This window comes from Comamonas sp. NyZ500, from assembly GCF_016772095.1.
Classification (GTDB): domain Bacteria; phylum Pseudomonadota; class Gammaproteobacteria; order Burkholderiales; family Burkholderiaceae_C; genus Comamonas; species Comamonas thiooxydans.
This window is the reverse complement of the sequence record NZ_JAEIJE010000005.1, coordinates 209995-228736: the sequence shown is the minus strand read 5'-3', so window position 1 is coordinate 228736 and position 18742 is coordinate 209995. Positions and strand designations below refer to the sequence as shown.

Genomic DNA, 18742 nt, shown 5'->3' with positions numbered 1-18742 from the left:
CGCACGGCGCAGCACAGCTCACAAAACAACGAGGAGACAGCATCATGAACTTCACATACAAGGCCCTGGCGGGCGCCGTGACGCTGGCCGGTGCGGCCACGGCAGCAGCCCAGATTTCGGACGATGTGATACGCATAGGCTTCATCAGCGATATGTCGGGCGTATACCGCGACTACGACGGGCCGGCAGGCGCAGAGGCCATACGCATGGCCATCGCCGACATGGGCGGAGCCATCAACGGCAAGAAGATCGAGCTGGTGGCGGCCGACCACCAGAACAAGGCTGACATCGCCGCAGCCAAGGCGCGTCAATGGTTCGACGTGGAGCGCTTCGACATGCTGATCGGTGGCGTGAACTCGGGCGCGGCCATTGCCATGGCGGGCGTGGCGCGCGATAAGCGCAAGCCCTATTTCGTGGTCGGCTCGGGTGCTTCCAGCCTCACCAACGAGCAGTGTTCGCCCTACACGGTCATGTATGCCTACGACACGGTGGCCATGGCGCGCGGAACGGCCAGCGCCGTGCTCAAGAGCGGCGGCAAGCGCTGGTTCTTCGTGACGGCCGACTATGCCTTCGGCAATGCGCTTCAGGCCGATGCCGCCAAGGTGCTTGAGGCCGGCAGCGGCAACGTGGCCGGTGCGGTCAAGCACCCGCTGGGCGCCAGCGACTTCTCGTCCTTCATGCTGCAGGCTCTGGCGGCCAAGCCCGATGTACTGGCCCTGGCCAACGCAGGCGGCGACACGGTCAACGCCATCAAGTCGGCGGCGGAATTCGGGCTGGCGCAGAAGATGAAGCTCGCGGGCATGATCATCACCATTCAGGACGTACACGCCCTGGGCCTGAAGACGGCACAAGGCATGTATCTCACCGACAGCTGGTACTGGAACCAGAGCCCCGAGGCCAGCGCATGGGCGCGGCGTTTCTTCGACAAGCACAAGCGCATGCCCACCTCCTTCCATGCGGGCGACTACTCCGCCACGCTGCAGTACCTCAAGGCCGTGCAGGCCGCTGGCACGGACGATGGTACCAAGGTGATGGAACAGCTCAGGAAGACCCGATTCAACGACATGTTCGTCAAGGACGGCTGGCTGCGCGCCGACGGCCTGATGGTGCATGACATGCATCTGATGCAGGTGAAGACGCCAGCCGAATCCAGAGAGCCCTGGGACTACTACAAGGTGGTCGAGACCATCCGTGGCGAGGCCGCCTGGACTACCCGCGCAGAGACACGCTGCGCGCAATGGAAGACATCATGAGCGCGGCCGCAACCGTGATACGGCACGTGGCCGTGGTCGGCACCGGCGTGATCGGTGCCAGCTGGGCAGCGTTCTTCCTGGCGCGCGGCCTGGATGTGACGGCCACCGATCCCGCTCCCGGCGCCGAGCAGCGCCTGCGCGAAGCGGTGCAGCGCCACTGGCCGACCATGCAACGCATGGGGCTGGTGGATGGAGCTTCGCCCGAACGCCTGCGCTTCGATGCCGAGCTTGAGCGTGCGCTGGACGGCTGCGACTTCGTGCAGGAAAGCGGCCCCGAGCGCGCCGACTTCAAGGCTGACCTCTATGCGCGCATGGACGCGGCCACACCACCCCGGGTACTGCTGGCCAGCAGCAGTTCGGGTCTGCCGGTCAGCGGCATGCAGGCACGCTGCAAGACGCCGCAGCGCGTGGTTCTGGGCCATCCCTTCAATCCGCCGCACCTGATTCCGCTGGTGGAGGTGGGTGGTGGCGATGCCACCTCGCCAGACAGCATCCAGCGCGCCATGGACTTCTACGCAGCACTGGGCAAGCGCCCCATTCATGTGCGGCGCGAGATCGCTGGCCACATCGCCAACCGCCTGCAGGCCGCGCTGTGGCGCGAGGCCTTTCACCTCGTTGACCAAGGGGTGGCCAGCGTCAGCGACATCGACACGGCCATCGCCCACGGCCCCGGCCTGCGCTGGGCGCTGATGGGGCCATTCATGAACCTGCATCTGTCTGGCGGACAGGGCGGCATGCAGCATCTGCTGGAGCACCTGGGCGGCCCCATCGAAAGCTGGTGGCGCGATCTTGGCAATCCAGCCATGACAGAGGCGCTCAAGGACAGTGTGGTGCAGGGCGTTGCAGAGGCGCGCGGCATGCGCCGCGAGGAGGAGCTGGAGCGCACACGCGACGAGCTGCTGACCGACCTGATACGTGCCAAGGTCCAGGGCTCGCTGTTCTGAGCCCACATAAAGGAGCATGCATGCAAGCCATAGACTTCCTGTCCGACCCGCAGCAGGTCGCCCCGCCGCGCAGCCTGCGCATCGATCTCGACGACGGCAGCTTCGTGCTGCGATCGCCCGTGGCCCTCAAGCCCTATGCACGTTGCGTGGGCGAGTGGCTGGAACGCTGGGCGCGCGAGACCCCCGAGGCGCCGGCCCTGGCCGAGCGCACGCCCGACGGCAGCGGCTGGCGCATGCTGAGCTGGGGCGAGCTGCGCGAGGCCGTGGGACGCACGGCCCAGGGGCTGCTGGACCTGGATCTGCCCCCCGGCCCTGTGGTCATCCTGTCGGACAACGCCATCGATCACGCGGTGCTGATGCTGGCCGCCATGCACGTGGGCCGGGCAGCCTGCTCGCTGTCCAGTGCCTACTCGCGCACGGCGCGCGACTTCGGGCGGCTGCGCCAGATGCTCCAGGTGCTGCAGCCCGCGCTGATCTACGCATCGGACGCGCGCCTGTACGGACCGGCGCTGACGGCCTGCGAAACCCGCGCGCCCTGCGTCTTCAGCGCACATGCACAGCACTGGCCTGGCGGGCTGGATTTCGAGGCGCTCATGGCCAGACCCGAGACGGCCGCCGTGCGCACTGCATACGAGGCCATCGCGCCCGACACGCATGCCAAATACCTGCTGACCTCGGGCTCCACAGGCACGCCCAAGGTGGTCATCAACACGCACCGCATGCTGTGCGCCAACCAGCAGCAAATGGCGCAGACCTGGCGCTTCCTGGAGCAGGAAAAGCCCGTGCTCGTGGACTGGCTTCCCTGGAGCCACACCTTCGGCGGCAACCACAACCTGCATCTGGTACTGGCGCACGGCGGCACGCTCTACATCGACGAGGGCCGGCCCGCACCGGGTCTGATCGAGAAGACGGTGCGCAATCTGCGCGAAGTCCGCCCCACGCTGTGGTTCAACGTGCCGCGCGGCTTCGACATGGTGCTGCCGCTGATGGAGGCCGACGACGCGCTGGCGGCGGACATGCTCTCGCGCCTCCGCCTGGCCTTCTATGCGGCTGCGGCGCTGGCCCCCTCGACCTGGAAGCGGCTGGAGGCGGTGGCCCAGCGCGTGCGCCCGGGCCGCCCCCTGTGGCTGACCACGTCCTGGGGCTGCACCGAGACCTCGCCCGCGATCACCTCGGCCCACTGGCAGCTTGACAGCGCAGGCTGCATAGGTGCGCCGCTGCCCGGGCTGGAGCTCAAGTTCGTACCCAACGGCAACAAGCAGGAAATGCGCGTGAAGGGCGTGTCGGTTTTCCCCGGCTACCGCGACGCACCGCGCGAAACGGCAGCTGCCTTCGACGAGGAAGGTTATTACCGCATCGGCGACGCAGGCTTCGTCGTGGACGAGCAGCGGCCCGAGCGCGGCGTGATCTTCAACGGCCGCGTGGCCGAGGACTTCAAGCTCTCCAGCGGCACCTGGGTCTCGGTGGGAACGCTGCGCGTGGAACTGGTGTCGCGCCTGGCGCCATGGGTGCAGGACATCGTCATCGCAGGCCACGACCGTGACGAGCTGGGCCTGCTGGTATTTGCCACGCCCGCAGGTGCTGCCGCCCCCGAAACCCTGGCACAGGCACTGCGCCGCGTGATGCACGAGCAGCGCGACGCAGGCGCGGGCAGCTCGCAAAGCCCCGGCTGCGCGCTGGTGCTGGCCGATCCGCCAGATGCGGAGGCCGGAGAGATCACCGACAAGGGCTACGTCAACCAGCGCGCGGTGCTGACGCGGCGTGCCGATGCGGTGCGACGTCTGTTCGCTTCAAAGGATGCATCGGTCATTCGCTGCAACATTTAAAACCATAGCAGTCATCGCAAGTCAGTATTCAAATTTTGGCGAAAACAATACAGATCTGATGCATTACAAGCGATGACAGCTATCAAATCAAATGGTTACTCCTGACTCGCCGCATATCCGCTCAAGCCCGGTCAGGCGTGCTCCGCCTGCTCCAGCTCCTGCGCCAGCGTGCGCACGAGCTCGGCCGCTGGCATGGCGCGAGCCAGCGGTGCGCCCTGGCCGGCCCAGTGTGCGGCATAGTCGCTGCTGCCTTGCGCGCTGGCTACCTGGTGCAGCGCCTTGCCTGCGTCATACACCATGGGATAGGCGGGCAGTGCTCCCGCATAGTCTCGTCCCAGCTGGTGCAGACGGTTGAACATACCGCGCGCAGGGCGTCCGGAAATGGCGGCGGTGATGGCCGTGTGCTGCGCGCTGTCGCTTTGCAGCTCGGCGCGGTAGGCCTGGCTGGCTGCGGATTCGGGGCAGAGGATGAAGGCCGTTCCCATCTGCACGGCACAGGCTCCCAACTGCAAAGCGGCAGCGATGCTTGCACCGTCCATGATGCCGCCAGCGGCGACCACGGGCAGACGGGACTCGCGCGCCAGCAGCCGCACCAGCGCCAAAGTCCCCATCAGTCTGTCCTGCTCGGGCACGAAAGCGCCGCGATGGCCGCCCGCCTCCATGCCCTGGGCCACGATCACATCCACCCCGGCCTGCTCAATCTGGCGCGCCTCATCGAGACTGGTGGCGCAGGCCAGCGTGGTGATGCCGGCGGCGCGCAAGGCATCGACAAAACTCTGCTCCGGCAGGCCGAAATGAAAGCTCACCACGGCGGGGCGCAGCTCCAGCAGCATTGCCTGCAACCGCTCATTGCCCAGTGCGGACTCGTAGATGCAGCGCAGGCCGGACGGCACGGACGCGCCGTAGCGCTCGAACTCTGGCGCAAGATAGCGCAGCCACTGCGCTTCGCGCTCGGCATCTGCTACCGGCGCACGGTGACAAAAGAGGTTGACGTTGAAGGGGCGATCGGTCAGCGCACGCGTCTGCTCGATATGCTGGCGCGCCTGCTCAAGGCCGTAGGCGCCTATGCCGATAGAGCCCAGGGCGTATGCATTGCTCACGGCAGCCGCCAGTTGCGGGGTCGAGGTCCCGGCCATCGGGGCCTGAATGATGGGATGCTGCAGACCCAGGCCTGTCATCCACAAAGGTAGTTTGCTCATCGCGCGTCTCCCGGTTGTCACATCTCGATCCTGATCATTGCGCAGTGCGGGCCAGGCGGCTTGAGGCCACCAGCAGCGCCCCCAGGCCCAGCGCTGCGCAGCCCAGCACGAACAGCTGGCGATAGCTGCCGCTGCTGGCGTAAACAAATGCCATCAGATAGCCGGAGCTGGCCTGCAGCAGCGCAAATGCCGCCGTGGCGTAGCCCCACATTTTCTTGTGCTGGCCGGGGCCGATGAGCTGCATCAGATAGCCCGAGGTGATGGCAGCCATGCCAGGCGACAGCGCCCCCACCAGAAAGCCCGACAGCGCATGGCCGCCGAAACCTGCCCAAGCCAGCGGCAGGCCGATGGCCACGGCCTTGAGGGCATAGGCGCCCGTGGTCGTACCCCACCAGCCCCAGCGCGTGGCACAGTAGGCCGCACACAGCGGCCCGACCATCGCGCCAAGCCCGAAGAATGCCCATTGCGTCGAGGCATAGGCGCCGCCCAGCTGCAGCTCGCGATCCAGGTAGTCCACCCAGAACACGGTGTGCGGCACAAAGCCGAAGGCGTCGCAGGCATAGGCGACCAGCACCAGAATCACCGCCAGGCTCCACGGCGTTGTGCTGGAGGCTGCGACCGCCGTGGGCTGGATCGCCACCGGTGCATGCAGCGGGATCTGGCGCGCAGCATGCCGACCGCTGTAAAGCGCCAGCGCAGACAGCGCCGTCAACGCCCACCAGACGGCACTCAGGCTGCTGCGCGCAAACATGGGCACCAGCGTGGCGGCCAGCAAGGCGCCCACGCCAATGCCGCAGAACATCAGCGGGCCCAGCGTGGCACGGCGCTGCGGCGCTGCTGCAGCCATGGCCACCGACGGGCCCAGCACCATCAGCGCGGCACCGGCAATGCCCGAGATCAGCCGCCAGACAAAGAACAGGGCCATGGGCTGGGGCAGGCTGCAGCCGGCAAAGCTGAGCATCACGGCCACCCAGCAGATCACCAGCACGCGCAGCGCGCCCATGCGCTCGGCCAGCGGCGCGGCGACCAGGGCGCCGATCAGATAGCCGAGCAGATTGGCGGCGCCCAGATAAGCCACCTGCTCGCCGCTGAACCAGCCCGCATGAACCATCTGCGGCATCAGCGCGGTATAGGCGAAACGGGCCAGGCCGACGCCGCTCAGGGTGGCCATGAAGCCGGTCAACAGCAGGGGAAGCTCTTTGCGTTCGATCACAGCTCGGGTTATGGAGAGGAAATTGGCATCAAGCCTAAACGCTGCGACTCGATCATGTCCAATGATTCAAAATGATGACTTGCATCTCAATTCGAGATATTGGAGCCGCATATGCAACTCAAATCCCTGCGCATGTTCGAAGCCGTCTGCGAAAGCGGCAGCTTTGGTGCCGCAGCCCAGCTTCTGCACACCGTGCAATCCAATGTCACGGCCCATATCAAAAAGCTCGAGGACGAAGCAGGCGTGCAGCTGCTGATGCGGGCCAACCCGGTCTTTCCGACTCCGGCCGGGCGTACGCTGCTGGAGTCTGCGCGGCAGATGCTGCAGTCCCATGACCAGGTGCTGGCCATGCTGCAAGCCCGGCAGTTTGCCGCCGGCCAGGTCAAGGGCGCCTTGCGCATAGGCTCGATGGAAACCACGGCCGCACTGCGTCTGCCGCCACTGCTGGCCGAGTTGCGCAGGCAGCATCCGGGTATCGACCTGGAGCTGGACGCCCAGCCCAGCGCCGCATTGCTGATGGAGCTGGCGGCTGGTCGCATCGACTGTGCCTTCATCAACGGTGCCGCACCACAAAACGAGCTGCAATCCTGGCCGGTATTTCGTGAAGAGCTGGTGCTGGTCAGCGGACAGCCGCTGACGCGCTTCCCCACCGCCGCAGAGTTCAGCAGCTCCGTGTTTCTGGCCTTTCGCCAGGGCTGCAGCTACCGCCAGCGGATCGAGCTGCTGATGGCTTCGATGGGCGTGACGGCGGTACGCATCATGGAGCTGGGCATGCTGGACACCATCCTCGGCTGCGTGGCTGCCGGCATGGGCTATGCGCTGCTGTCGCGCTCTCTGGTCGAAGCCCAGCAGCAGCGCTTTGGCGTGCACTGGATGACTCTGCCCGGCAGGAGCGGACAGGAGCTGGCCTTTGTCGACACCTGTTTTGTGACCGCTGCCGTACAAGGCTGGTCGCCGGCACTGCATGCATTTGCGCAGGTACTGGGTGTCAATCCGCAAGCCACACGGGCACAGCCCGTGGCGCTGGCTCTTGCCGCCTGAGAGCGGCAGGACATCACGGCTGCATCAGCGCGCGGCGGTACTGCAATGCCTCGGCCAGATGGGTTTGCGTGATGGCATCCGAGTCCGCCAGATCGGCAATGGTTCGCGCCACCTTCAAGGCCCGGTGCGTGCCGCGCGCCGACCAGCCAAGGCGCGCTGCAGCCTTGTGGGCAAAGGTCAGCGCCTCGGGCTCCAGCTGCAGATGTGTGTCGAGCTGTGCCCCCTGCAACTGATGATTGGGCAGGCCCTGGCGCTGCAAGGCCTTGTCCCTGGCCGCGCTCACGCGTTGCTGTACGGCAGCGCTGCTCTCCCCTTCGGGCGCTGCCAGCAACTCCTCGGGCGACAGTGCCGCCACCTCCACATGCAGATCGATACGGTCCAGCAAGGGACCGCTGATGCGTGCCTGATAACGTGCCACCTGATCGGGCGAGCAGCGGCAGGCCCTGATGCGCGATCCCCAGAAGCCGCAGGGACAGGGGTTCATGGCTGCCACCAGCTGGAAACGGGCCGGGAACTCCGCCCTCTGCACGGCCCGCACGATGGTGATGCGCCCGGTCTCCAGCGGCTCGCGCAGGGCTTCCAGAGCGCTGCGCGCGAACTCGGGCAGCTCATCCAGGAAAAGCGCACCGCAATGGGCATATGAAATCTCGCCGGGCCGGGGCGGAGAGCCGCCGCCGACCAAGGCGATGGAGCTGGCCGTGTGATGGGGAGCGGCAAACGGTCTCTGACGCCACAACTGCGGCGTGAAACGACCGCTGAGGCTGGCAATGGCGGCGGCTTCGAGCGCTTCCTCATCGGTCATGCCGGGCAGCAAGCCCGCAAAGCGCTGGGCCAGCATGGATTTCCCCGAGCCCGGAGGGCCGATCATCAGCACACCATGCGCGCCGGCAGCTGCAATTTCAAGCGCGCGCTTGGCCTGCATCTGGCCGCGCACCTCGCGCAGATCCAGCGACGGCAAAGAGGCTTCAGCAGGTCTGGAGTGCACCCGCTGCCAGCCCTCCACGCCATCGCCCTGCTCCGCCAGGGTGGCGTCATGCGCGATGAACTGCCTGACCACATCCAGCAGATGCGCGGCGCCGAAGACTTCGATGGCCGGCACAAAGGCGGCCTCCAGCGCACTGTCTGGCGGCAGCACCAGCCGCACGCGCTGTTGCTGACGCTGCAGGGCCAGCGCAGTAGCCAGGGCGCCGCGTACCGGGCGCAGGGCACCGGTCAGCGACAGCTCTCCTGCAAACTCATAATCGGCGAGCCGCTGTGCATCGATCTGCCCGCTGGCCGCCAGAATGCCCAGCGCTATCGGCAGGTCAAAGCGGCCTGAGTCCTTGGGCAGATCCGCCGGAGCCAGATTGACCGTGATGCGCTGGTTGTTCGGGAACTCCAGCCCTGCATTGACGATGGCTGCGCGCACGCGCTCGCGGGCCTCCTTGACCTCCACATCCGCCAGACCCACCAGGGTGAACGAAGGCAGTCCGTTGGCCAGATGGACCTCCACCGTGACAGCCGGTGCCTGCAAGCCCAGCAGTGCACGACTTTGAACCAGTGCCAGACCCATCACGCTCCTCCCCTTCAAGCCGGACTGTAGGGCCTAGCGTATGCGCGGGCGGCTCAAACAGGCAATAGGGGTGTGCACAGGCCGTCAGCCGGCGGCGTCGTCACGGGCCGGCTGTTTGCCCGCGGCCCGGCCACGGCGGCGCTCGGCCTTGGGAAAGCTGCCCTGCTCCTGCATGAGCGCCGCCCGATTGCGCACGCGCTCGAACACCTGGGACAGCACCTCAAGCTCGGCATCGCTGACGTCGCCGAGCAGCTCCTGGTTGATCGCCTGTATCTGCGGAAACAGCTGGGTGTGCAGCGCCAGCCCGGCGTCCGTCAGCTGCACCATGGCCTGGCGCCCGTCGCCGGCCATGCCCTGCTTGTGCAGCAGTCCCTTGGCAATCAGCGTGGAGATGGTGCGCGAGGTGCGCGTGCGATCGAGCTGCGCCAGCTCTGCGAGCCTGGAGGGTTGCATGGCACCCTTGGTGGCCAGCAGGCCGATCATGCGCCACTCGCGCCGGGTGATGCCGAAGCCGCCCTCGCACAGGCGCACCACCATGGTTCCGGCCGAACTCATCAGGCGGGCCAGATGGTAGAGGAACAGATCGTCCAGCTCGGACGGCTGCCGCCAGGGGTGGCGCTGCGCCTTGGTCATGGGTCTTTGTGGGTTTTCTCTAGGAATGATGGATTAGATCCATTATCGAGTCACTGCTTACAGTGGCTCCAAAGAAAACGACAGGAGACACCATGCCTTGCACTCGTATCGCCCGCCGCACTCTGGCCGGGCTGGCGGCCGCCGCGCTTCTGACGGCATCCCATGCTGCCGACAACTGGCCCGCCAAGCCCATACGCATCATCGTTCCCACGCCGCCCGCCGGCCCTTCCGACATCGCCGTGCGCCCGCTGGCGGCGGCCGTGCAAAAGGCGCTAGGTCAAGCCGTGATCGTGGAAAACCGGGCCGGTGCCAATGGCAATATCGGTGCGGCCGAGGTCGCCCGAGCCCCGGCCGACGGCTACACCTGGCTGTGGGCCATGGACCCGGTGCTCACCGTCAACAAGCATATCTACAAGAACATCGGCTACTCCAGCGATGCCATCGTGGTGCTCAACGCCGCCGCCAGGTTCTCGCAGACCCTGATCTGCAACCCCGGCCTCGGCTTCAAGTCCGTCAAGGACATGCTGGAGGCCGCCAAATCGCGCGAGCTGACCTATGCCACCGGTGGCGCGGGCTCGCCCGGTCATCTGGTCATGGAGTCCTTGCTGTCCAGTACCGGCGTGAAGATGGTGCATGTGCCCTACAAGGGGCCGGCACCGGCCATGCAGGACCTCATGGGCGGCCAGGTGAACTGCGGCTTCCTGGCGGCACCCACGGTGCTGCCACAGATACAGAGCGGTCGCGTCACCGCCCTGGCCACCTCGGGCCGCACGCGCTCGCCGCTGCTGCCGACATTGCCCACGATTGCCGAGTCGGGCTACCCCGATTTCGACGGCACTTACTGGCTGTTGCTCGCCGCCCCCAAGGGTGTTCCTGCCGAGATCCAGAAGCGCTTTCTCGCAGCCATGGATGCCGCCATACGCTCGCCGCAGCAGCAGGAGCGAGTCAAGGCCGTGGATATCGAAATGGTGGGCAGCAGCCCCGAGCAGGCCCAGGCCAGGGTGCGCGAGATCTCCGACAAATGGGAAGCGCTGACCCGCAAGATCAATCTGAAACCCGATTGATGCCTCGGGCACGGGCGCCGGCCATCTGAGCATTTCAGGCCGGTGCCGGAGCCCACCTACACTGCCCGGTATCCAATCATTAATGGTGTGAATTCGCGAGCCGATACCGGCGCGGACCACAGACCAGGAGAGACATGACGATGCAAAGAAGAATCTTCGGCAAGCTCGCGGCGGGGCTCGGCCTGAGCGCAGGCTTGCTGGGCGGCGGCGCGCTGCAGGCCCAGGAGAGCCATGCCCTGTTTCCCAGCAAGACACCGCTGCGCATGGTGGTCGGCTATCCGCCCGGCGGTGCCACCGACCGCGTGGCACGCATCGTGGCCGACCGGCTGCAGGCCCGCCTTGGCAGCCCGGTGATCGTGGAAAACAAGCCCGGCGCGGGCGGCCGTCTGTCGGCCCAGTACGTGAAGAACGCGCCCGCATCTCAGCCCGCCGTGCTGCTGGCCAATCCCGCCGTGATGGTGGTCGCGCCGCTGGTGTTTCCCGACTCGGGCTACGAGCCGGAAAAGGACTTCCGCCCCATCAGCGAGGTCAACCGCTACGAGTTCGGCCTGGCCGTGGCCAGCGCCGTGCCCGTGAAGGAGCTGCCGCACCTGCTGGCCTGGCTCAAGGCCAATCCGCAGCAGGCCAATTTCGGCGTGCCGGCCACGGGCAGCCTGCCGCACTTTTTTGCGCTGATGCTGGGCGAGACCGCCAAGGTGCCCGTCGAGGTCGTGGGCTACAAGGGCTCGGGTCCGCTGCTCACCGATCTGATGGGCGGGCAGGTCCCCATCGCCGTGGACACTCTAGACACCCAGATCGCCCAGCACGAAGCAGGCAAGCTGCGCGTGCTGGCCACCTCGGGCGAGCGCCGCAGCACCATGGCACCCGGCATTCCCACGCTCAAGGAGCTGGGCTTGAACCTGGTCGGCACGGGCTGGAACACCTTGTTCGCGCCGCAGAGCATGGCGCCGGCCACGGTGCAGCGCCTGTCCCAACTGGTGCAGGAGGTGATGAAGGAAGCCGACACGCAGCAGAAGTTCGCCGCCTCCAACCTGGTGCCCGTGGTCAGCAGCGCGCAGGACACGGAAAGAATGCTCAAGGCCTACCGCGCGCAATGGGCGCCGGTGGTGCAGCGCTCGGGCTTTAAGCCCTGATATTTGAGGAGCATCTATCGCTTTCCACCAAACATTTTCAGCATCAAATCTATCCAGAATCCTTGCATAACAAGCGATAGAAGCTCCTGTTTTTGAATGTTCCCCGATCTCCCATGACCGACTCCCGCCCCAATCTGATCTTCATCCTGGCCGATGACCTCGGCTATGCCGACCTGGGCTGCACCGGTGCGCGCGATGCGCACAACAACGCCACCGATGTCTCGCCGCGCCTGGACGCCATGGCCGCCCAGGGCCTGCGCTTCACGCGCGGCTACTCCAACTCCTCGGTGTGCTCGCCCACGCGCTTTGCGCTGGCCACGGGCCGCTGGCAGTACCGCCTGCGCGGTGCGGCCGAGGAACCCATCGCCAGCGTGCATGGCGACAAGGTGCTGGGCCTGCCGCCCGATCACCCCACGGTGGCCTCGCTGCTGCGCGATGCCGGCTACGCCACGGCCCTGGTCGGCAAATGGCATCTGGGCTACCCCCCGCATTTCGGCCCGCGCCTGTCGGGCTACGAGGAGTTCTACGGCTTTCATGCCGGCGGCGCCGACTACTTCGCCCACTGCGACCCGCGCGGGCGCCCCGACTTCTGGACCAACGAGGAGCCGCACACCGAAGACGGCTACCTCACCGATCTGCTGAGCCGCCGCGCGGTGGACTTCGTCAAGCGCCAGAGCGCCGAGCAGCCCTTCTACCTCTCGCTGCACTACAGCGCCCCGCACTGGCCCTGGCTGACGCGCGAGGACCGCGCCGAATCCGAGCGCCTGCAAGGCATGGGCAAGCATATCGACGGCGGCTCCATCGACACCTACCAGCGCATGATCCATCACATGGACGAAGGCATAGGCTGGCTGCTGGACGCGCTGGAGGAGAACGGCCTGAGCGAGAACACGCTCATCGTCTTCACCAGCGACAACGGCGGCGAGCGCTTCTCCAATACCTGGCCTTTCGTGGGCCAGAAGATGGACCTGCTCGAAGGCGGCATCCGCGTGCCTTTGCTGGCACGCTGGCCGGCGCGCATGACGGCCGGCGCCGTCTGCGACACGCCCAGCCTGACCATGGACTGGTCGGCCACCTTCCTGGCTGCAGCGGGCGTGGACGCGCATGCCGACTATCCGCTGGACGGCATCAGCCTGCTGCCCCTGATGCAGGATCAAAGCTGGATGCCCGAACGCGACCTGGCCTGGCGCATGAAGCACCGCGAGCAAAAGGCCTTGATACGCGGCGACTGGAAATATCTGCAGATCGAGGGCATCGAATACCTGTTCAACATCGCCAGCGACCCGCGCGAGCGCGCCAATCTGCGTGATCGCGAGCCCCGGAAACTGGCCGAGCTGCGCAGCGCCTGGGAGCACTGGAATCAGGAGCTGCCGCCGATTCCCGAGGAAGCCAAGGTCTCGCTGGTGTTCACCAAGGCAGACCTGCCGCAGGCCAGCTTCTGAACTGAGCGCTGCCTGCAAGCCCATCGCACAGGCGATGGGCTTTTTTGCGTCCGCGCTCAAGCAAAGAGCATGCACTCACTTTCAAATCACCTGTTTGGTGCAAAAAACCGGATAAAAACCGGGCCATGGCGGTGCATTGCAAAAACGCACCATCCTGGTGCAATCGGTTCAGGCCGCAAACCGGGTGGCGAAAGTTGCGCTCAGTGATTGTGAAAACTCGTAGCTTTTTGTACCGGGCAGCTATGGCCCGCTGCCTGTTCTGGGGCCTTGGACAGCGAACCGTGCCGCAGCCGCCGCAGAGACTGGCACGGTCTGTGCTTTGAGAGTTCATCCGAGATTTTTGCCACGAAATTTTCAAACCGGAGGAACCCTGAATGCCTAGTCCCGCTGCAAGCCGTTTCAAGACTTTCGCCAAGACTGCCGCCCTGGCCTGCGCCGTTGTCGCCCCCATGTGGGCCCATGCCCAGCTCTCCGCCAACGTTGCCCTGACCACCAACTACAAGTTCCGTGGTCAGGATCAGGACGCCAGCCGCAGCAAGGCCGTCAAGCCCGCGCTGCAAGGCGGTTTTGACTACACGTTCGGCGACAGCGGCTTCTACGTCGGCAACTGGAACTCCTCCGTGGACTGGCTGCCCGGCAACTCGCTGGAAACCGACTTCTACGGCGGCTACAAGTTCAAGGCCGCCGATGTGGACTGGGATGTGGGCATGCTGACCTATGTGTACTCGGGCAACGCCAACGGCAACACCACCGAGATCTATGGCTCCGGCACCTACGGCCCGTTCACGGCCAAGTACTCGCACACGGTGTCCAAGGACTACTTCGGCTGGGCCGGCGCCAAGGCGGGCTCGGGTCTCAAGGGCCGCAACACCGGTTATCTGCAGTTCTCCTACAGCCAGGAAGTGATGCCCAAGGTGACACTGAAAGCATCAGTTGGTTACACCCATTTCTCCAGCGACATCAAGGACCTGGGCGTTCCCAACTATGTGGACTACAGCGTCGGTGGTGCCTATGACCTGGGCGACGGCTTCTCTGCAGGTGCAGCGGTGACCGGCGCCAACAAGAAGGCCTACTTCGGCGATGTGAACAAGGCGCGTCTGATCCTGACGCTCTCCAAGACTTTCTAATTTTTCAGGAGCCCGTCATGAAAATGGTGATCGCCATCATCAAACCCTTCAAGCTCGACGAAGTGCGTGAAGCTCTTTCCCAAATCGGTGTTCAAGGCATCACCGTGACCGAAGTCAAGGGCTTTGGCCGTCAGAAGGGCCACACCGAGCTGTACCGCGGTGCCGAGTATGTGGTGGACTTTCTGCCCAAGCTGAAGATCGAGGCCGCGATTGCCGACGATCTGGTCGATGCCGCCATCGACGCCATCGAGGGCGCAGCCCGTACCGGCAAGATCGGCGACGGCAAGATTTTTGTGCAGGCGCTGGAGCAGTCGATCCGTATCCGTACAGGAGAAACCGGCGACGCGGCCCTGTAAAGGCCCAGTCTCTCTGGAACCGTTTTGAGAAAGATTGCCATGATCAAGAAACTATTGAGCGCAGGCCTGGGACTGGGCCTGCTGGCTGCCGGCGCCACCGGCTTTGCCCAGGAAGCTGCAACGGCTGCCGCCGCCGCAGCGCCTGTGGCCGAAGCAGCGGCCGAGGCCGTGCCCACCCTGAGCGCCGGCGACACCGCCTGGATGCTGACCTCGACCATGCTGGTGATCCTGATGGTCATCCCCGGCCTGGCGCTGTTCTATGGCGGCCTGGTGCGCAGCAAGAACATGCTGTCCGTGCTGGCCCAGGTCTTCGTGATCTTTTCGCTGATCACCGTGCTGTGGGCCATCTACGGCTACTCGCTGGCCTTTGGCGGCGAGGGCAAGTTCTTCGCGGGCTTCGACAAGCTGTTCCTCATGGGCATCACGCCTGACACGCTGTCGTCCATGCTCAAGACCATCCCCGAATATGTGTTCGTGGCCTTCCAGTCCACCTTCGCCGCCATCACCGTGGCGCTGATCGTGGGAGCGTTTGCCGAGCGCATCAAGTTCGCGGCCGTGATCGTGTTCTCCGTGCTGTGGTTCACCTTCAGCTACATCCCCATGGCCCACATGGTGTGGGGCGGCGGTCTGCTGGGTGCAGACGGCGCGCTGGACTTCGCGGGCGGCACCGTAGTGCACATCAACGCCGCCGTGGCCGGTCTGGTGGGTGCCTACATGCTGGGCAAGCGCATCGGCTTCGGCAAGGAAGCCCTGCCCCCTCACAGCCTGACGCTGACCATGGTGGGTGCTTCCCTGCTGTGGGTGGGCTGGTTCGGCTTCAACGCCGGCTCTGCCGGTGCCGCCAATGGCGCTGCCGGCCTGGCCTTCATCAACACCATCCTCGCGACCGGCGCTGCCGCCATCTCCTGGATCGTGGCCGAAGCGCTGCTGCGCGGCAAGGCCTCCATGCTGGGCGCTGCCTCGGGTGCCGTGGCCGGTCTGGTGACCATCACCCCCGCCGCCGGTTTTGTCGGCCCCATGGGCTCCATCGTCATGGGCATCATCGCCGGCCCTCTGTGCTTCTGGGGCGTCTCCGGCCTCAAGCGCCTGCTCAAGGTTGACGACGTCTGCGACGTGTTCGGCGTCCACGGCGTCGGCGGTATCCTGGGTGCTATCCTGACCGGCGTGTTCTGCGCCAAGGGCCTGGGCGGTATCGAACCCGAGGGCTACAACATGGCGCATCAGCTGTGGGTGCAGGTCGAGAGCGTGCTGGTGACCATCGTCTGGTCTGGCGTGGTCTCCTTCTTGGCCTACAAGATTGCCGATCTGACCGTGGGTCTACGTGTCTCGGAAGAGTCCGAACGCCAGGGCCTGGACATCACTTCTCACGGTGAGGTGGCCTACACCCGTTAAGCGGCAGGCTCTTCGCAAGTTCAGTTTCATTACGTTGCCCCGCAGTGCGAACTGCGGGGCTTTTTTATTCACACCTGCTTTTCAAAAAAATCAAAGACCAGGCCTTCCTGCCCCGGGGGCGCCCCGGCTACCATGCAGGCCATGGATTCAGCCACCAGCCAAATCAATCAGCTCGGCGAGCGCATTCGCGCCGCTGCCAGTGACAAGACCCCGCTGCGCATCTGCGGCGGCGGCAGCAAGGACTTCTACGGCCTGCGTCTGCAGGGCGAGCCGCTATCCACGCGCACGCTCAGCGGTATCGTCAGCTACGAGCCCAGCGAGCTGGTGGTGACCGTTCGCGCCGGCACGCCGCTGGCCGAGCTGGAGGCAACATTGGCCAGCCAGGGCCAGTGTCTGGCTTTCGAGCCGCCGCACTTCGGCACCGCCAGCACCGTGGGCGGCATGGTCGCCGCAGGCCTGTCCGGTCCGTCGCGTGCCAGCGTTGGCGCAGTACGCGACTTCGTGCTGGGCCTGGAGATGATCAACGGCCAGGGCGAGCTGCTGCGCTACGGCGGCCAGGTCATGAAGAATGTGGCCGGCTATGACATCTCGCGCCTGATGACGGGCAGCTGGGGCACGCTGGGCCTGATCACCGAGATCAGCCTCAAGGTCCTGCCCGTGGCTCCGGCCGAGGCCACGCTGCGCTTTGATAGCTGCAGCCAGGAGCAGGCTCTGGACTGGCTCAATCACTGGGGCGGCCAGCCTCTGCCGCTCAATGCCAGCAACTGGCTGGAAGAAGACGGAAAGGGCACGCTGTATCTGCGACTGCGCGGCGCCCGTGCCGCCGTTCAGGCAGCCACGCTGCGCCTGGGCGGCGAGCGGCTGGACAGCGACGTCGTTGCCGCCGACTGGAGCGCCAGCCGCGATCTGAGCCTGCCCTGGTTCCAGCAGCGCGCTGCCGATCATTGTCTGTGGCGTCTGTCCGTTCCTGCGACCACGGCGCCGCTGCAGCTGCCGCAAGGTGCAGCAGGCCCGTTCATCGACTGGCATGGAGCTCAGCGCTGGGTGCAGGCCCCGCGTTCGGCCGCCGCAGCCTTGCAGCAACTCGCGCAGGCCGCCGGCGGGTCCGCTTCTCTTTTCAGAGCCGAGGACGCCAATCAGACAAGCGCCAACAGCGATCTCGATACGCATGCACAGGTCAGCCCGGCCGGCCGCACATCGGCACAGCTGCATGCCCGGCTCAAGCAGGCCTTCGACCCCGCCGGCATTCTCAATGTGAACCGTCTCTCGGCGCATTGGTAAGAACAAGGACAGCACCCCATGCAAACCAATCTCGCGCCCGAATACCGTGCCACGCCAGAAGGCCAGGAAGCCGAAGCCATCTTGCGCAAATGCGTGCATTGCGGCTTTTGCACCGCCACCTGCCCCACCTACCAGACCCTGGGCGACGAGCTGGACGGCCCGCGCGGCCGCATCTATCTGATCAAGCAAGTGCTCGAAGGCCAGACACCCACGCGGGCCACGCAGCTGCACCTGGACCGCTGCCTGACCTGCCGCAACTGCGAATCCACCTGCCCCAGCGGCGTGCAGTACGGCCATCTGGTCGATATCGGCCGCAAGATCGTCGATGAACAGGTCGAGCGCCCGACGGGCGAGAAGCTGCAGCGCTGGCTGCTCAAGGAGGGCATGAATTCCCCGCTGTTCGCCCCCGCGCTGAAGCTGGGCCGCGCCGTCAAAGGTCTGTTGCCGGAGTCATTAGGCGAAAAAATTCCGGCCGCCCAGGAGGCCGGAGCCTGGCCCTCACGGGAACATGCGCGCAAGGTGCTGCTGCTGGCAGGCTGCGTGCAGCCGGCCATGATGCCCCGCATCAACTACGCCACGGCCCGCGTGCTGGATGCCGTAGGAGTGCAGACCGTGATTGCCGACAAGGCCGGCTGCTGCGGCGCGGTGAAATTCCACCTCAACGACCAGGACGGCGGCAAGGCCCAGATGCGCGCCAATATCGACGCATGGTGGCCGCTGGTGGAGCGCGGCGAGGTCGAGGCGATCGTGATGAACGCCTCGGGCTGTGGCGTCACCGTCAAGGAGTACGGCCATCTGCTGCGGCTGGAGCCGCAATACGCCGACAAGGCCGCGCGCATCAGCGCCTTGACCCGCGACCTCAGCGAACTGCTGCCCAACATGCTGCCCGAGCTGGTGGATAAGCTCAAGGACCGCATCACGGTGCCCCGGGCTCCCGTGGCCTACCACCCGCCCTGCACTCTGCAGCATGGGCAGAAGCTGCGCGGCGGCGTGGAAGCGGGCCTGCGCGAGCTGGGGTTCGATCTGCGCGTGGCGCGCACCGAATCCCATCTGTGCTGCGGCTCTGCAGGTACCTACTCGGTGCTGCAGCCTGAAATCTCGCACCAGCTGCGCGACCGCAAGATCGCCGCACTGGACGAGCCGTTCGCCCCAGAAAAGCCCGCAGCAATTCTCTCGGCCAATATGGGCTGCATCGTCCATCTGCAAAACGGCACCGAGGTCCCGGTCATGCATTGGGTGGAGCTGCTGGATCAGGCCCTGGCCGCCGGCTGACACCCCCGCATGCC

Annotated in this window: 16 protein-coding genes; 12 read left to right on the top strand and 4 right to left on the bottom strand. The window is 65.7% G+C overall.

Features of this window, described 5'->3' with window-relative positions; all coding sequences use genetic code 11:
- The first annotated feature begins 44 nt into the window (after positions 1-44).
- Genes JAO85_RS10675 through JAO85_RS10665 form a run of 3 tightly spaced genes read left to right on the top strand, consistent with a single transcriptional unit; the run spans position 45 to position 4023 of the window.
- Positions 45-1253, top strand: coding sequence for an ABC transporter substrate-binding protein (locus JAO85_RS10675; protein WP_202788050.1), 1209 nt, complete (start codon positions 45-47; stop codon positions 1251-1253).
- Positions 1250-2197: a 3-hydroxyacyl-CoA dehydrogenase NAD-binding domain-containing protein gene (locus JAO85_RS10670; protein ID WP_202788049.1), complete on the top strand. Its 948-nt coding sequence runs from the start codon at positions 1250-1252 to the stop codon at positions 2195-2197. The genes JAO85_RS10675 and JAO85_RS10670 overlap by 4 nt, the downstream gene beginning before the upstream one ends.
- A 20-nt stretch (positions 2198-2217) precedes the next feature.
- Positions 2218-4023 (top strand): feruloyl-CoA synthase, encoded by a 1806-nt coding sequence (locus JAO85_RS10665; protein WP_202788048.1) that lies wholly within the window; start codon positions 2218-2220, stop codon positions 4021-4023.
- A gap of 131 nt (positions 4024-4154) precedes the next feature.
- Here the strand turns inward: JAO85_RS10665 and JAO85_RS10660 are convergent, their stop codons facing one another.
- The gene (locus JAO85_RS10660) at positions 4155-5222 is read right to left on the bottom strand and encodes a nitronate monooxygenase family protein (protein WP_202788047.1); all 1068 of its coding nucleotides are present in this window, start codon (positions 5220-5222) and stop codon (positions 4155-4157) included.
- Between the two features lie 34 nt (positions 5223-5256).
- Positions 5257-6435 carry a YbfB/YjiJ family MFS transporter gene (locus tag JAO85_RS10655; protein WP_202788046.1) on the bottom strand — a complete coding sequence of 393 codons (1179 nt, stop codon included), beginning with the start codon at positions 6433-6435 and terminating at the stop codon, positions 5257-5259.
- 111 nt (positions 6436-6546) lie between these two features.
- Here JAO85_RS10655 and JAO85_RS10650 point away from each other — a divergent pair, with 111 nt between their 5' ends.
- Positions 6547-7476 carry a LysR substrate-binding domain-containing protein gene (locus JAO85_RS10650; RefSeq protein ID WP_057094342.1) on the top strand — a complete coding sequence of 310 codons (930 nt, stop codon included), beginning with the start codon at positions 6547-6549 and terminating at the stop codon, positions 7474-7476.
- Between the two features lie 13 nt (positions 7477-7489).
- Here the strand turns inward: JAO85_RS10650 and JAO85_RS10645 are convergent, their stop codons facing one another.
- Positions 7490-9028, bottom strand: a complete 1539-nt coding sequence (locus JAO85_RS10645; protein WP_202788045.1) for a YifB family Mg chelatase-like AAA ATPase — start codon at positions 9026-9028, stop codon at positions 7490-7492.
- Between the two features lie 84 nt (positions 9029-9112).
- Positions 9113-9661: a MarR family winged helix-turn-helix transcriptional regulator gene (locus tag JAO85_RS10640; RefSeq protein WP_202788044.1), complete on the bottom strand. Its 549-nt coding sequence runs from the start codon at positions 9659-9661 to the stop codon at positions 9113-9115.
- 92 nt (positions 9662-9753) lie between these two features.
- Here JAO85_RS10640 and JAO85_RS10635 point away from each other — a divergent pair, with 92 nt between their 5' ends.
- The 8 genes from JAO85_RS10635 (at position 9754) to glcF (ending at position 18728) form a co-directional block, all read left to right on the top strand.
- Positions 9754-10725, top strand: coding sequence for a tripartite tricarboxylate transporter substrate binding protein (locus JAO85_RS10635; RefSeq protein ID WP_012836691.1), 972 nt, complete (start codon positions 9754-9756; stop codon positions 10723-10725).
- Between the two features lie 140 nt (positions 10726-10865).
- Positions 10866-11858: a Bug family tripartite tricarboxylate transporter substrate binding protein gene (locus JAO85_RS10630; RefSeq protein ID WP_202788089.1), complete on the top strand. Its 993-nt coding sequence runs from the start codon at positions 10866-10868 to the stop codon at positions 11856-11858.
- A 113-nt stretch (positions 11859-11971) separates the two neighbouring features.
- Entirely contained in the window at positions 11972-13300 is a 1329-nt protein-coding gene (locus JAO85_RS10625) for a sulfatase (protein WP_034382803.1), read from the top strand.
- 374 nt (positions 13301-13674) lie between these two features.
- Positions 13675-14427, top strand: a complete 753-nt coding sequence (locus JAO85_RS10620; RefSeq protein ID WP_052088458.1) for a TorF family putative porin — start codon at positions 13675-13677, stop codon at positions 14425-14427.
- Between the two features lie 17 nt (positions 14428-14444).
- On the top strand, positions 14445-14783 hold the full coding sequence (gene glnK / locus JAO85_RS10615; RefSeq protein WP_003059648.1) for a P-II family nitrogen regulator: 339 nt from the start codon (positions 14445-14447) through the stop codon (positions 14781-14783).
- Positions 14784-14822: 39 nt separating this feature from the next.
- Positions 14823-16175 carry an ammonium transporter gene (locus JAO85_RS10610; protein WP_034351424.1) on the top strand — a complete coding sequence of 451 codons (1353 nt, stop codon included), beginning with the start codon at positions 14823-14825 and terminating at the stop codon, positions 16173-16175.
- Positions 16176-16307: 132 nt separating this feature from the next.
- Positions 16308-17456 carry a glycolate oxidase subunit GlcE gene (glcE, locus tag JAO85_RS10605; RefSeq protein ID WP_034382801.1) on the top strand — a complete coding sequence of 383 codons (1149 nt, stop codon included), beginning with the start codon at positions 16308-16310 and terminating at the stop codon, positions 17454-17456.
- Between the two features lie 18 nt (positions 17457-17474).
- Entirely contained in the window at positions 17475-18728 is a 1254-nt protein-coding gene (glcF, locus tag JAO85_RS10600; protein WP_202788043.1) for a glycolate oxidase subunit GlcF, read from the top strand.
- The last annotated feature ends 14 nt before the right edge of the window (positions 18729-18742 follow it).